At 39.0% G+C, this 14,847-nt stretch carries 15 protein-coding genes and 1 tRNA gene; 4 read left to right on the plus strand and 12 right to left on the minus strand.

Features of this window, described 5'->3' with window-relative positions:
- Window positions 1-7 precede the first annotated feature (7 nt).
- From asnS to ABJN95_RS01670, 3 genes are all read left to right on the plus strand, one after another.
- Window positions 8-1,441, plus strand: coding sequence for an asparagine--tRNA ligase (gene asnS, locus ABJN95_RS01660; RefSeq protein WP_348368250.1), 1,434 nt, complete (start codon window positions 8-10; stop codon window positions 1,439-1,441).
- A gap of 74 nt (window positions 1,442-1,515) precedes the next feature.
- Window positions 1,516-2,973 carry an RNA polymerase factor sigma-54 gene (gene rpoN, locus ABJN95_RS01665; RefSeq protein ID WP_348368251.1) on the plus strand — a complete coding sequence of 486 codons (1,458 nt, stop codon included), beginning with the start codon at window positions 1,516-1,518 and terminating at the stop codon, window positions 2,971-2,973.
- On the plus strand, window positions 2,973-3,578 hold the full coding sequence (locus tag ABJN95_RS01670) for a hypothetical protein (RefSeq protein ID WP_348368252.1): 606 nt from the start codon (window positions 2,973-2,975) through the stop codon (window positions 3,576-3,578). Before rpoN ends, ABJN95_RS01670 begins: the two co-directional genes overlap by 1 nt.
- A gap of 1 nt (window position 3,579) precedes the next feature.
- Here the strand turns inward: ABJN95_RS01670 and ABJN95_RS01675 are convergent, their stop codons facing one another.
- From ABJN95_RS01675 to ABJN95_RS01720, 10 genes are all read right to left on the minus strand, one after another.
- The gene (locus ABJN95_RS01675) at window positions 3,580-4,062 is read right to left on the minus strand and encodes a biopolymer transporter ExbD (RefSeq protein ID WP_348368253.1); all 483 of its coding nucleotides are present in this window, start codon (window positions 4,060-4,062) and stop codon (window positions 3,580-3,582) included.
- A 58-nt stretch (window positions 4,063-4,120) separates the two neighbouring features.
- Window positions 4,121-4,732: a biopolymer transporter ExbD gene (locus ABJN95_RS01680; RefSeq protein ID WP_348368254.1), complete on the minus strand. Its 612-nt coding sequence runs from the start codon at window positions 4,730-4,732 to the stop codon at window positions 4,121-4,123.
- Between the two features lie 196 nt (window positions 4,733-4,928).
- The gene (locus ABJN95_RS01685; RefSeq protein ID WP_348368255.1) at window positions 4,929-5,615 is read right to left on the minus strand and encodes a porin family protein; all 687 of its coding nucleotides are present in this window, start codon (window positions 5,613-5,615) and stop codon (window positions 4,929-4,931) included.
- 120 nt (window positions 5,616-5,735) lie between these two features.
- Window positions 5,736-6,215 carry a biopolymer transporter ExbD gene (locus ABJN95_RS01690; RefSeq protein ID WP_348368256.1) on the minus strand — a complete coding sequence of 160 codons (480 nt, stop codon included), beginning with the start codon at window positions 6,213-6,215 and terminating at the stop codon, window positions 5,736-5,738.
- A gap of 25 nt (window positions 6,216-6,240) precedes the next feature.
- Window positions 6,241-6,870, minus strand: coding sequence for a biopolymer transporter ExbD (locus ABJN95_RS01695; RefSeq protein ID WP_348368257.1), 630 nt, complete (start codon window positions 6,868-6,870; stop codon window positions 6,241-6,243).
- A 6-nt stretch (window positions 6,871-6,876) separates the two neighbouring features.
- Window positions 6,877-7,323: a hypothetical protein gene (locus ABJN95_RS01700; RefSeq protein ID WP_348368258.1), complete on the minus strand. Its 447-nt coding sequence runs from the start codon at window positions 7,321-7,323 to the stop codon at window positions 6,877-6,879.
- 25 nt (window positions 7,324-7,348) lie between these two features.
- On the minus strand, window positions 7,349-8,140 hold the full coding sequence (locus tag ABJN95_RS01705) for a MotA/TolQ/ExbB proton channel family protein (protein WP_348368259.1): 792 nt from the start codon (window positions 8,138-8,140) through the stop codon (window positions 7,349-7,351).
- 84 nt (window positions 8,141-8,224) lie between these two features.
- Window positions 8,225-8,312 (minus strand) — tRNA-Ser (locus tag ABJN95_RS01710).
- Window positions 8,313-8,379: 67 nt separating this feature from the next.
- Window positions 8,380-9,408, minus strand: a complete 1,029-nt coding sequence (locus ABJN95_RS01715) for an asparaginase (protein ID WP_348368260.1) — start codon at window positions 9,406-9,408, stop codon at window positions 8,380-8,382.
- Between the two features lie 42 nt (window positions 9,409-9,450).
- Entirely contained in the window at window positions 9,451-10,218 is a 768-nt protein-coding gene (locus ABJN95_RS01720; protein ID WP_348368261.1) for a TatD family hydrolase, read from the minus strand.
- A gap of 38 nt (window positions 10,219-10,256) precedes the next feature.
- On the opposite strand from ABJN95_RS01720, the gene ABJN95_RS01725 reads away from it, so the two are divergent.
- Complete coding sequence (locus ABJN95_RS01725; protein WP_348368262.1) at window positions 10,257-10,697, plus strand: retropepsin-like aspartic protease; 441 nt, start codon at window positions 10,257-10,259, stop codon at window positions 10,695-10,697.
- Window positions 10,698-10,767: 70 nt separating this feature from the next.
- Here the strand turns inward: ABJN95_RS01725 and odhB are convergent, their stop codons facing one another.
- Together odhB and ABJN95_RS01735 are read right to left on the minus strand one after the other, a co-directional pair.
- On the minus strand, window positions 10,768-11,985 hold the full coding sequence (gene odhB, locus ABJN95_RS01730; protein WP_348368263.1) for a 2-oxoglutarate dehydrogenase complex dihydrolipoyllysine-residue succinyltransferase: 1,218 nt from the start codon (window positions 11,983-11,985) through the stop codon (window positions 10,768-10,770).
- A gap of 22 nt (window positions 11,986-12,007) precedes the next feature.
- Window positions 12,008-14,788 (minus strand): 2-oxoglutarate dehydrogenase E1 component, encoded by a 2,781-nt coding sequence (locus ABJN95_RS01735; RefSeq protein WP_348368264.1) that lies wholly within the window; start codon window positions 14,786-14,788, stop codon window positions 12,008-12,010.
- Window positions 14,789-14,847 lie beyond the last annotated feature (59 nt).

Genomic DNA, 14,847 nt, shown 5'->3' on the forward strand with positions numbered 1-14,847 from the left:
TTTTAGCATGAAGTCACCAAGTGTAAAAGAACTACTTTCTACCAATCCAACTTCACAGGAAGTTGTCATAGACGGATGGGTAAAAACCTTTAGAAGCAATCGTTTTATTGCCCTCAATGATGGCTCTACCATTCACAATATTCAGTGCGTTGTAGATTTTGAAAACAGCGATGAGCAAATTTTGAAACAGATTAATACCGGCTCTGCTTTAAAGGTCAAAGGAATTTTGGTCGAAAGTCAAGGTAGAGGACAAAGCGTTGAAATTCAGGTAAAAGAAATTTTTGTTCACGGTAATGCTGATCCAGAAGTTTACCCTATACAACCCAAGAAACATTCGATGGAATTTCTTCGTGAGCACGCTCATTTACGCGTTCGAACGAATACATTTTCTGCAGTAATGCGGGTGCGTTCAGCATTGTCTTTTGCAATTCATCAGTACTTTCAACAAAATGGATTTTATTACTTCCATGCACCAATTGTAACCGGTTCTGATGCTGAAGGAGCAGGGGAAATGTTTCGAGTGACCACTTTAGATGCTAAAAATCCACCTGTAACTAAGGAGGGTGAAGTAAATTACAAAGAAGATTTTTTCGGTAAGGAAACCAATCTAACCGTTTCAGGTCAGCTAGAAGCCGAGGCCTACGCCATGGCCCTTGGAAAAGTATACACTTTTGGGCCTGCCTTTCGAGCTGAAAATTCAAATACCTCAAGACACCTAGCCGAATTCTGGATGATTGAGCCCGAAGTTGCCTTCTATGATTTAGACGACAATATGGATTTGGCTGAGGACTTCATTAAGAATGTGATCAAATACATTTTGGAAAACTGTGCAGATGACCTCGCGTTTTTGGAAAAGCGATTGTTGGATGAAGAAAAAACCAAGCCGCAGGCTGAACGTAGCGAAAAGGCATTAATTGAGAAATTGAAATTTGTTTCTGAAAATACCTTTAAACGCGTTACGTATACCGAAGCCATACAAATACTTCGCAATAGTAAGCCCAATAAAAAGAAGAAATTCCAATACCCTATTGATGAATGGGGTGCAGATCTGCAAAGCGAACACGAACGTTTCTTGGTGGAGAAGCATTTCAAGTGTCCCGTTATTCTTTTTGACTACCCGGCAAAAATTAAGGCTTTTTATATGCGATTGAACGAAGATGGAAAAACGGTACGCGCCATGGATATTCTTTTTCCAGGAATTGGAGAAATAGTAGGAGGCTCGCAGCGTGAGGAACGTTTGGATGTACTGAAGGAAAAAATGGCAGCGCTAGACATTCCTGAGGAAGAATTGTGGTGGTACCTTGATTTACGCAAATTTGGTACGGCAGAACACAGTGGTTTCGGACTAGGATTTGAACGATTGGTACTTTTCGCCACGGGTATGGGTAATATTCGCGATGTAATTCCTTTCCCTAGAACACCACAAAATGCCGAATTTTAAACGATTATCTACTAGTGGAATAAAATAAAATGCTGTTTTTTTCATTAACTTTAGAAAGGTAGAAGTATACCCCAATGCTAAAACAATATTTACAGTTTAAATTATCACAAAAGCTATCACCTCAGCAGATACAGCTGATGAAGCTGATACAGTTGCCTACACAGGCCTTTGAGCAGCGTCTTAAACAAGAATTGGAAGAAAATCCGGCCTTGGAAAGTGGTAAGGAAGAGTCTGACAGCTTATCAGATGATTTTGATGATACTTATGAAGCAGATTCAGACAGCGATAGCATTGATACGGAAGATATTAACATTGATGACTATCTAAGCGACGATGAAATACCCGATTATCGCACCAAGGCCAATAACTATAGTGCCGATGATGAGGAAAAAAGCGTTCCGTATGCCGCGGGCATATCATTCAACAAATATTTACTGAATCAACTTAATACATCGTATCTAAACAATGAAGAGTGGAGTATTGCTGAATTTCTTGTAGGGAGTGTCGATGAAAGTGGTTACATCAGAAGACCCATTAGCGACATTTTAGATGATTTGGCCTTCACTCAAAATATTTACACCGAAGAGAAAACCATTGAAAAAGTCTTGGCACTTGTTCAAGAGCTCGATCCTCCTGGGGTAGCTGCCCGATCTCTTGAGGAATGTTTGATTATTCAATTGAAACGAAAAGAAGTTACTCCAAGCGTTGAATTGGCAACTGCGATTTTAGAAAAGTCATTTGAGCAGTTTACTAAAAAGCATTACAAGAAGCTGATTCAAAAACACAATATCTCTGAGGAGGAACTAAAAGATGCTATTTCGGAAATCGAAAAACTGAACCCGAAGCCCGGAGGGTCGTATTCAGGAAACAATCGAATGATAGAACATGTAGTTCCAGACTTTTCGATAAAAATTGTAGAAGGTGAACTCGAACTGACGCTCAATGGACGAAACGCCCCAGAACTTCACGTGTCTAGAGAATATAATAATATGCTCAAGGGCTATAAAGACTCAAAAGAAAAGTCAAAAGCACAGAAGGATACGGTGATGTTTATTAAGCAAAAGCTCGATGCTGCAAAATGGTTTATTGACGCGATACGACAGCGACAGCAGACTTTGTTTATTACAATGAACGCCATTATGCAGTATCAAAAAGAATATTTTTTAACTGGTGATGAGCGTAATCTGCGCCCTATGATCTTGAAAGATATTGCAGATAAAATTGACATGGATGTATCAACGGTTTCGCGCGTCGCCAATAGCAAATATGTCGATACCCCTTATGGAACGAAATTGATTAAAGAGTACTTTTCCGAATCGATGAAAAATGATCAGGGAGAAGACGTGTCAACCAAAGAAATTAAGAAAATACTTGAGAATGTAATTCGTGAAGAGTCAAAGAAGAAACCTTTGACTGATGATAAGTTAGCCGCAATCTTAAAAGAAAAGGGATATCCTATTGCTAGGCGAACAGTCGCCAAGTACAGAGAGCAACTAGATATTCCCGTAGCAAGACTGAGAAAACAGATATAATGAAGCTGTTTTTAAAAGTAATTACCTATCTATTTCACCCCCTTTTTATTCCCATTGCAGGCACTTTGGCTTATTTTATGATTACCCCAAGGTATACCCCGAATGAATTTCAGAGCGGAAACATCCTACCTATTTTTATCTTAACCGTAATCATTCCCATCATCGCCTTTTTAATACTTAAAAATGTGGGCGTTATTGCCGCCGTTTTTATGCCCAACATTGCTGAACGTAAATATTTACTTTATATAGGTATTTCGTTACTGCTAATGGTCGTTTACAAGGTAATTCCGAATAACTATGCCATAGAACTGCATTTCTATTTTGTAGGACTGATCGGGGCGACTTTCGCTTCGATAGTGTTACTTTTTTTTAACTTTAAGAGTAGTATTCACCTCATGGGCATGGGAAGTTTGTTCATGTACCTAGTGTGCCTTAGCGTACATTTTGAAATCAATATTACAATTGCCCTAAGTTTGGTAATACTAGCCACAGGTCTAGTCGCAACCTCTCGTCTTTATCTGCAGTCTCATGGAAGAGCAGCACTTTTGGTTGGTTTCTTGTTGGGAGTCATTTCTCAACTATTGACTGTAAAGTTTTGGCTTTAGGCTATTCTAAATTGTTATAGATATCTCCTTCATAGGTCGTATAATTGATTTTTAAAGCATTTATTTTCCGAAGTTCTTCCTTGACATCATCAATCAATCCCATAGCCGCTTTCTTATCCACTTTCAAAGAAATTGTAATAAAATCCCTAAGGTGTTCAGGTTTCTCGTTGATAGCCTCTAGTATTCTAGATCCGACTTCTTCAACTCCAACAAATCGATCATCGATCTGAATTTTTGGATACTCTCCCAAAATCTGGTCAAAAGGCTTTGTTGGTTTGCCTATATATAAGGTAATTACCCGATCTTTCTTTTCAAGCTTTTTAATTTCTGTTGCATTTGGAAGTTCATTAACAACCTTTAACGAATCATCCTTCATTACCGTAACCGTCATGAAGAAAAACAACAGCATAAAAACAATATCCGGTAAGGATGCTGTTGATACTTCAGGAGTGTTTTCGTTCTTTTTAAATTTAAATTTTGACATATTCTTATTTTTTTAATTTCATTACCCCAACAGCGGAAAACGATATTTAGCTTCCTTTTTATTGACGCTCAGCTTCCGACAATCGCATAGGGTACAATTTCTGTATGCTCTGAATCTTAGTTTTCAATTCTTTCTTTAACGCGAGAGGAGTTTTCGCGTCAGCATACTTTGCTTCCATAGCAGTAAAGTCAGTCTTATATTGTCTTTGTGCCTCTCTATTCCGTAAGGCGTTGTACGCCCCTACCAATTCGTTTTGCACAGCAATATAGACCCCATAGGTAGTTTCTCGATTACTATTTAAAGATACTATAGCCCTATCAGGGTTATCGGACGATTGCAAGTCACGTTCTCCTTGGCAATAATTGCAATAATATGGGCTCTCTGGGGGTGCACCCCCGTTATCTAAAAAAGCAATGGCCATAGTTTTAAGGTCAACTAAATCAACCAGTGCATCATCAACCATCAATTGGTCTCCCCCATTTAATAAAACCTGAAGAATGTTTCGTTCGGGTACTGGTGGCGGAGGGGCAGTGTCTTTTCTAGGCAACCTACGATCAAGACCTGCATCGGTTTCAATAGTGGTTGTTACCAAAAAAAAGATAAGTAATAAGAATGCAATGTCGGCCATCGAACCCGCATTAACCTTGGGTGCTTCTTCTCTACTGGGCATACTGTACTATTTTAGATATTAAACAATGTTCTTGAGCCAATAAAAGTAGTAGCAGTTCTATTCGAGATATAGGGTCAAATCAGATCAGAAATCCTTAAAAGAGTTTCTAAAATAGTATGCACCAAGAAGCATGCCAAATCTTAAAGAAGTGTTAATGTTAACGATAAGAAAACACTACTAAAACGAAGTAAGGCAATTAAAGAATATAGAAAATAAGACCGATGTGGAGGGCACTCATATCAATGTCAGTTCCATTTAAAGTTACCCCATCATTAAAAAGCCCAGTCAAGGCATAATAGGCATGCATATTGAAATTATGGTACCCAAAGTTAAAAGTAAGGCCGTATTGCAAGCTTTTTATATCAGAATTTGAAAAGGTTCTTTTTTGCGAAGTTTCAACATATTTTGATCGTGTGTTGATCACATAGCCCAACTTTACACCGGCATAGATACGCCAAAAATTATAGGTTTCTGGGTCTGAGTTTCGCCAACGAAACTCGAGTGGCACTTCCAATACATGAGTTTCTAGTTTGCTACGTTTAAAGTCGGGATTATTGTCTACAAGCTGATATGAAATTTCATTCCCGTTTTCCAGGGCTCTAATATTTGTGTAGTACGTATACAAACCAAGTCCTAAACCCAATCCAATACCCACAGTTCTATCACTATTCATCGGAATGTCTTTTACAAAACCCGCTTGGAGTCCGTAAGAGAAATTTCGCTGGCTGGCGTCTTCGGGTAGATTCAGAATAAAATTATAGGTAATTCCTGCATAAAATTGATCTTCAAAATAACGTGGATTCACTTTAGTTGTATCCTGCTCAGATTGCGAATACAGGCCTAGGGGAATGAGGATCAAAAGCCATAAAAGAAATTGCTTCATGCAATCAAAGTTAATGAACTTGTTCGAACTTTTCGTTTCCAAACGACTTCCGATAAAACTAAAAACGCCTCAAACAATGTTTGAGGCGTTTTATAAGTTTGAAATTTTATGATCTAGTTACTATAAGTTGTTAAAAGCATCACCCTTACTAGTTGTGTAATTAACCTTCAAAGCATTAACCTTACGTAACTCTAACTTAATATCTGAAATAATACCCATATTGGCATCCTTGTCTACCTTTAAAGAAGTGGTAAGTACATTTTGCAGTTCTTGAGCCTTCTTAGCACGTTCCATCAAAATGAAATCTCCTACTTCAGATGGGCTTGCAAACTTATCATTCAATTGAATTTTTGGTTCAGTACCAAAAACCTTCTCATATTCTCGATTCGGTTTTCCAACATAAATTGTAATTACTCTGTCTTTCTTCTCTAACTTTTTGATCTCACTTGCTATCGGCAACGTATTATTTACCTTTAGCGAGCTATCTTTCATAACGGTAACCGTCATAAAGAAGAACAAAAGCATAAAAACAATGTCAGGTAAAGAAGCAGTTGATACTGCAGGTAATTCACCGTCTTTTTTCTTTGCAAACTTTGACATATATATTCTTTTTTAGCTTTTAAAATTAACTAGAAGACGCAGATGTAGAAGTTTCTGCTTCAGACAATTTCTGAGGGAATAGCTCCTGTATCCTCTTCACTTTAGCCTTCAACTCATCATATGCATCCTCGTCTAATTTGTCTTTTGTTTCAGGATTCAAATAATCCGCCTCCATTTCTACAAAAGTTCTATTAAACAATCTTTCGGCTTCACGGTTTCGGAGTTCATTGTAGGCACCTACCAATTCATTTTGAACTGTAATATACGTACTGTACTTTGTCTCTCTATCGTTCTTAAGAGAAATAATCGCCTTTGAAGGATTATCAGATGACTCAGGGTCTTTCTTGCCTTTACAATACGTGCAAGTACCATCTCCATTGTTATCTAAAAACTCTTTGGCTTTCTCCCTTAGATCTTTAAGATCAATCAAATTATCATCGGCTAGCAATTGGCCGTTCTTGTTGATATTCACCTGAAAGATGTTCTTCTGCTTAATGATCACATCCGTTTCAGGCGGTTCAATAGGAGGCAACATACGATCTAGACCTGCATCAGTTTCAATGGTAGTAGTTACCAAGAAAAAGATAAGCAGCAAGAATGCTATATCTGCCATAGAACCTGCATTTACTTCCGGTGCTCCTGCTCTTCTACCCATAATTTCTTATTTACTGGTTGCTTTCTTAATAGCTCCCCATGCGATTACGCCTACCGTTACCAGTAACATGATAAAGAACATGTTAATACCAGCACCTACTTTCTTGATTTCGCTTTCATCGGTTTCAATGTTATTAAGGTTTAACATGTCTTCCGCGCTAACGTCGGTTCCGCTTGAAAGGCCATATGCAATTCCAAGAACCACTAGCAGGCCAACAATGCCGAACAATGATTTCTTAAGTCCGCCTGGAGTAGAAACCATATTTTTCAAACCGAAAACTACTGTCAATGCCACAGCGATAAACAATAAGATATAAGCCAACCAGTGCATGGCATTTAGCCCTCCACTATCCATGGCATCGGCCATGGGCATATCTTTATCAGGCATGAAGAATAATAGTACAAAAGCAATTACACTAATAACTATCAATCCAATTTTTACAATTTTATACATTATACTTTGGTATTAGGTTGGACTTTTATTTTTTGTGATCTACCAACATATCAATCAACGAGATTGATGAGTCTTCCATATCATTTACAATACTATCGATCTTGGCGATAATGTAGTTGTAAAAGATTTGAAGTATAATCGCTGTAATAAGTCCGAATACCGTAGTTAATAGCGCCACTTGAATATCACCTGCAATTAAAGAGGCACTTAAGTTACCAACCGCACTAATCTTTTCAAAAGCCTGAATCATACCGATTACAGTACCCATGAAACCAAGCATTGGTGCAATTGCAATAAATAAAGATAACCAAGAAACATTTTTCTCTAGTTGACCCATTTGAACTCCACCATAAGAGACAACTGCTTTTTCAGCAGCTTCAACACTCTCACCAGCCCTATCTAAGCCTTGGTAATAAATCGACGCAACGGGACCTTTTGTATTTCTACAAACTTCCTTAGCAGCCTCTACTCCACCTGACGCTAATGCATCTTCAACTTGTTGTCTAAGTTTCGATGTATTTGTAGTCGCTAAATTCAAGTAAATAATTCTTTCAATAGCCACCGCTAATCCTAAGATTAAACAAATCAATACAAAGCTCATGAAGCCTGCACCACCTTTGATAAATTGTTCTTTTAGAACCTGCGTAAAACTCTTATCGGCTGCGGCAGGAGCATCATCTTGTAGCATCACGGCCGTAGCAGCAACTGTGGTTGATAAATTTGAAACTACCGTAGCAGTAGTTGCTTTTGCATTTACTGTATTTGTACTTAATACAAACAACCCAGCCAGTGCTAGGATAGAGAATAATCTTTTCATTTCTTTCAAACTTAAAATTTAGTTAGTTAATCAATCGGGTTAAAGATAAAAAAAAATAGCAATAATAAAAGTAAAACTTCGATGCAGAGAGGAAGGGATTCGAACCCTCGATACACTTTTGGTGTATACACACTTTCCAGGCGTGCGCCTTCGACCACTCGGCCACCTCTCTAGTTGAGCCTTAAAGGTTGGCCAAATAACAAAAAAAATATTAGTTACAGAAATTATAACCGTTATTTTTACTGCATTTCCCCCCGTAAGGAAGTTTCAAATACAGTTTTAAAAGAGGAGGTGGAAACTTCACTCCCCAAAAGGTACATTAGTTTGGTAATTGCAGCTTCCGTTGTAATGTCTTTACCGCTAATAAGTTGTAGCTTTTTAAGCTGCTCACTGGTTTCATATTGACCCATAATGACACTACCACCGGAGCATTGTGTAACATTGACAACATGTAAGCCGTTTTTGATGGCCTTTCTCAGGTTTTCAATCAGCCAACTTTCGGTTGGTGCGTTTCCTGCACCATAGGTTTCCAAAACCAAAGCCTTTAAATTTTTTGTTTCAAGGATACTTTTTAAAAGGTTCTCATTAAACCCTGGAAAAAGCTTTAGAATGGCAACGTTGTTATCTAACTTCTTATGAACAAAGAATTTTTTTACCCTCTTCTTTGGCAGCAGATATTCTTTATAAACTTTTAGATGTACTCCAGATTCTACCAAAGGAGGATAATTCAAAGATGCAAATGCCTCAAAGTGTTCGGCATTAATTTTTGTTGTTCGATTCGCGCGATACAATTTGTATTCAAAGTAGAGTCCAACCTCTTGAACAACTGGTTTTCCACGCTCCTGAAGCGCTGCAATTTGAATTGATGTAATTAAATTCTCCTTGGCATCGGTACGCAGATCACCAATAGGCAGTTGCGAACCTGTAAAGATTACAGGTTTACGAAGGTTTTCTAACATATAACTTAGGGCTGAAGCCGAATAGCTCATGGTATCGCTACCGTGAAGCACAACGAAACCATCGTGACTTTCGTAATGCGTCCCGATGACACTAGCAATTTCGACCCAATGTATCGTATCGATATTGGATGAATCAATGGGCGTATCAAAAGAGGTGGTATCAATATGGCAATCCAATTGTTCCAGTTCCGGTATGTTTTTCAAAAGCTTTTTAAAATTAAATGCTTTTAAAGCTCCAGACTCATAGTCCTTTACCATACCGATGGTACCTCCCGTATAAATTAATAGTATGTTAGTTTGTTTTGTCACCAAAATAGATTGTTGGATTTTTCGGAGAAAGATCAAATCAAATCAAACTCCAAAAACTTGCTTTGAATTTTCAGTTGTTACTCGGGCTATTTCCGCTACATTCAAGGTGTAAATATCCGATAACTTTTCGAGTATTTTAATAAGGTAGCTACTTTCATTGCGCTTACCTCTATAGGGTACCGGAGCTAGATACGGTGAATCTGTTTCCAAAACAATGTTCTTTAAATCAATTTGATTTAAAAAAGTATCAATCTTTCCATTCTTAAAGGTTGCCACTCCACCTATACCAAGCTTCATATTATACGTCATAGCCTGATGTGCCTGATCTAGTGTTCCTGTAAAACAATGGAAAATTCCGAAAAGGTCATCTCCCTTTTCCGCTTCCAACACTTCAAAAATTTCATCAAATGCTTCTCTGCAATGAATTACAATGGGCAACTTGTATTGCTTGGCCAAACGAATTTGAAACCGAAAGGCTTCTTGTTGCAGTTTTAAAAAGGACTTATCCCAATACAAATCTATTCCGATTTCACCCACTGCATAAAACTTGTGTGCTGCTAACATTTCTTCCACATGCTTCAGCTCTTCCTTATAGTTTTCCTTGACATGTGTAGGGTGCAATCCCATCATTAAAAACATATGCTCCGGAAAGGCGTTCTTAAGATTGAACATAGCCTGAGTATAGGTAGAGTCAATTGCAGGAATAAAGAAACGTTCTATACCCTTTTCGATCGCATTGCGAATTACTTCATCGCGATCTGCATCAAAGGCTTCACTATATAAATGTGTATGGGTATCAGTCAAAATCATGGCGCAAAAATAGACTTATCTTTGCAGAAAACGAATACATGGCAAGTTTGAAAAAGTTTCTATTGCGAAAAGACTACATTAAAATTCCTTTAGTACTTACCGCTACGAACCACTTCGAAATTGTGGCTAAAATTAATGGTATAAGCGGAAGGTTTATACTAGATACCGGAGCATCAAATACATGCATTGGTTTTGACAAATTACAGTTCTTCAATCTTAGCTCAAAGGAATCTAAAATTAAAGCTGCCGGTGCTGGCGCTACAAACATGGAAACCCTAATCTCGACCAAAAATCAAATAGAAATCGGGCGATGGAAAAAGAACAAACTAAAAATTGTTTTATTCGATCTTGTACATGTAAATGAAGCCCTTACTGCACATAAGGCCTTAGCTGTTGATGGCATTATCGGGGCGGACGTTCTTAAAAAAGCGAAGGCGATTATAGATTACAAGAAAAGCTGCGTGTACTTGAAACTATAAAAACAGTTTTAAAAGAAAAGGTCTCAGCAGTATATACCCCTGAGACCCTTTAAATAAATTTTATTGCCTACTACATTTCCAAGGCCTTCTTCACATTATTATCCATCAACAGTTCTTCTGGACTTTCCAATGCTTCTTTGACAGCGACCAAAAATCCAACAGATTCCTTTCCATCAATAATTCTATGATCATACGATAAGGCCACGTACATAATAGGTGCAATTACAACAGCCCCATCCTTGGCGATAGGTCTTTCCACGATATTATGCATTCCCAAAATCGCACTTTGAGGAGGGTTGATAATAGGTGTAGATAACATAGATCCGAATACACCGCCATTAGTAATGGTAAAGGTGCCTCCTGTCATTTCATCTACCGTAATTTCTCCTTCACGAGCACGAATAGCAAGGCGTTTTACTTCAGACTCGACCCCCCTGAACGTCAGGTTTTCCGCGTTTCGAATTACGGGAACCATCAATCCTTTCGGTCCAGACACTGCAATACTAATATCGCAGAAATCGAAAGACAACATTTCCTTACCGTCAATCATTGAGTTTACAGAAGGATACATTTCTAAAGCGCGAACAACAGCCTTTGTAAAGAAACTCATAAAGCCTAAGCTTACGCCGTGTTTGGCTTTGAAATCTTCCTTGTATTGTTTACGCAAATTGAAAATAGGCGACATATCTACTTCGTTGAACGTGGTCAACATTGCGGTTTCATTTTTCACAGCAACCAAACGTTCAGCCACTTTTCTTCGTAGCATGGAAAGCTTGGAACGCGATTCACCTCGATTTCCGCCAGTAGGTGTACCCATAGATGGAATAGCATTTACAGCATCTTCCTTGGTGATTCTCCCATCTCTACCTGTTCCTTTTACCGCTGATGCCGCAATACCTTTTTCATCCAATATTTTCTTGGCAGCAGGTGAGGCCGTTCCAGTCGCGTAACTTTCCTTGGCAACTGGTTTTTCATCTTGCTTCTTAACCTCAGCTTTCTGCTCTTCCTTCTTTTCTTCTTTCTGAGGAGCCTCCCCGCCTTCAGGTTTCGCGGCTGATGTATCTATTAAGCAAACCACAGCACCCACAGCTACAGCATCTCCTACTTCAGCTTTCAGGGTAATGGTACCACTTTGTTCTGCGGGAAGCTCAAGCGTTGCCTTGTCAGAGTCAACTTCTGCAATCGCTTGGTCCTTTTCCACATAATCTCCGTCCTCCACTAGCCATTCTGCTATCTCCACTTCGGTTATTGATTCCCCAGGAGAGGGAACTTTCATTTCTAATATCATAATTAATCTATAATTAGCTGTATTACTTTTTCGTTTTTGGTCGTGTCATATTATCCTTAGTCTTGTCAAAGACAAAGTCGATTACTTGTTGGTGACGCTTTTTAGATCGCACTGAGCTACCTGCCGCCGGCGAAGCATAGAAACGCCGCGAAGCAATTCTAAATTTACTAGCATCTGCAAAGTGCATTAAAAGGTGACTCCAAGGCCCCATATTTCTCGGTTCTTCCTGTGCCCAAACGACATCATCAGCATGCTTATATTTTTTAATGATCGCCTGCATTTTATCAGCCGGAACGGGAAACAATTGCTCTAGGCGTACTAAGGCCACATCATCGCGTTTTTGTTCTTCTTTGGCTGCAAGTAAATCGTAATAGAACTTACCGGTACAAAATACCAATGTCTTTATGTTCTTTGGGTCGGCAGATGCATCGTCAATAAGTTCTTGAAAACCTCCTGAAGCCAATTCCTCGACGGTGGAAACGGCTTTCGGGTGACGCAGTAAACTTTTAGGAGTAAATACGATTAAGGGTTTTCTAAAGTTGGCTTTCATTTGTCTTCGTAGCAAATGAAAAAGATTGGCTGGTGTGGTACAATCTGCGATGTACATATTATCTCTTGCACAGAGTTGTAAATAGCGTTCCATCCGAGCTGAAGAGTGCTCCGCACCTTGACCTTCATAGCCGTGAGGCAGTAACATCACCAATCCGTTTTGCAATTTCCATTTGTCTTCAGCAGCCGAAATGTATTGATCAATCATGATTTGGGCTCCATTGCTAAAATCTCCAAATTGAGCTTCCCAAATGGTCAAAGTATTCGGACTAGCCATGGCATATCCATAATCAAAACCGACGACTCCGTATTCTGATAAAAGAGAGTTATAGATTTGGAAATTCCCCTGCTTTTCAGATAGATTATTCAACAACAATACTTCCTCTTCGCTCTCCTCAACTTTCATTACGGCATGACGGTGCGAGAAGGTGCCTCGTTCTACATCTTGCCCTGAAATTCGTACTCCGTAGCCTTCTTCGAGTAAACTTCCATAGGCCAAAAGTTCGCCCATGGCCCAATCGAGCTTATCCGTTTCAAAAAACATTTTTTTCCGATCGTTGACCAAGCGCTCTACCTTACGCAAAAACTTCTTGTCTTTAGGTAATTCGGTAATGACCTTGGCGATAGCAGTTAGTTTCTTTTTGTTGTATTTGGTGTCTACTGCATCTAACATTTCCCATTCACGAACGTTTTCGAAGCCTTTCCATTCATCTGCCATAAAAGGTGTTATGACCGTTTTATCTTCTTTTCGCGAATCTTCTAATTCTTCTTCTAGAGAAGCTTTGTACTCATTTTCAAGTTCCTTCACATAAGCCTCCTCAATGATACCTTCGGCGATTAGTTTTGCCGCATAGATATCTTTTGGGTTTGAGTGCTTGGCTATCGCCTTGTATAACTTAGGTTGTGTAAAACGAGGTTCGTCACCTTCATTGTGACCGTATTTTCGATACCCCAATAAATCTAAGAAAACATCCCTATTGAACCGCATTCTATATTCCAATGCAAAAAGAGAAGCATGAACTACAGCCTCAGCATCATCGGCGTTTACGTGTAATACCGGACTCAAAGTAACCTTACCTACGTCAGTACAATAGGTAGATGACCTTGCATCAAGATAATTGGTGGTAAAACCTATTTGGTTATTAACCACGATATGGATGGTTCCATGGGTTTTATAGCCATCTAGTGTTGCCATTTGCACCACTTCGTAAATCAAACCCTGTCCGGCAATGGCTGCATCTCCGTGTACAACGATCGGAAGCACTTTAGAGAAATCATCGGCATACTGCGTATCTTGCTTGGCCCTTGCAATCCCTTCAACAACTGCCCCAACCGTTTCTAGATGAGAAGGATTTGGAGCGATATTCATTTTAATCTTATTGCCGTTGTCCGACATGCGATCTGAGGTCCAACCCAAATGATACTTTACATCACCATCAAAGATTTCCTGTTCGTAATCCTTGCCGTCGAACTCGCTAAAAATATCCTTGGCTGCCTTCCCAAAAATATTGGTCAAGACGTTAAGCCTACCTCGGTGAGCCATACCCATTACAAACTGCTCCACCCCCATTTCAGCTGCACGTTCAACAATGGCATCCAGCCCAGGAATTAACGATTCGTTCCCTTCTAAGGAAAACCGCTTCTGACCTACATATTTCGTATGTAAAAAGCTCTCAAAAGAAACTGCTTGACTTAGCTTTTTAAGGATATGCTTTTTACGATCACTATCGTAATTCGGTTGATTATCATTGATATTTAACCAATTCTGAATCCATTCAACACGTTCGGGCTTTCGAATATACATATATTCAACTCCAATAGAGCTGCAATAGATATTGGTAAGATGCCTAATGATGTTACGCAAAGAACTTGGACCTATACCCAATATTTCTCCAGCAGTAAATACCGTATCTAAATCGGCATCATTCAAGCCAAAGTTCTCAATAGCCAGCGTTGGCTCATACTTACGTCTTTCTCGAACGGGATTTGTTTTCGTAAACAAATGCCCTCTACTGCGATATCCGTCAATCAATTTCACTACTTGAAATTCTTTTTGAAGCGATTGGGGAATAACCACAGTTCCATTTGAAGATGGAAGATCAAGCTCTTCTAAAGAACTTTCCATTCCAAAATCATAGCCTTGAAAAAAGGCGCGCCAGCTAGGCTCAACACTATCAGGACTCGTTAAATACTTGTCATATAACGCCGCGAAAAAAGAAGTGTGTGCAGCGTTTAAAAAGGAATATTTATCCATAAAATTTTTATCTCTCCTCGGAATAAATTCATATCAAAAATACGATATTTCCCATTTCT

Origin of the sequence: Maribacter sp., assembly GCF_039974175.1 — a bacterium.
GTDB lineage: Bacteria > Bacteroidota > Bacteroidia > Flavobacteriales > Flavobacteriaceae > Maribacter_C.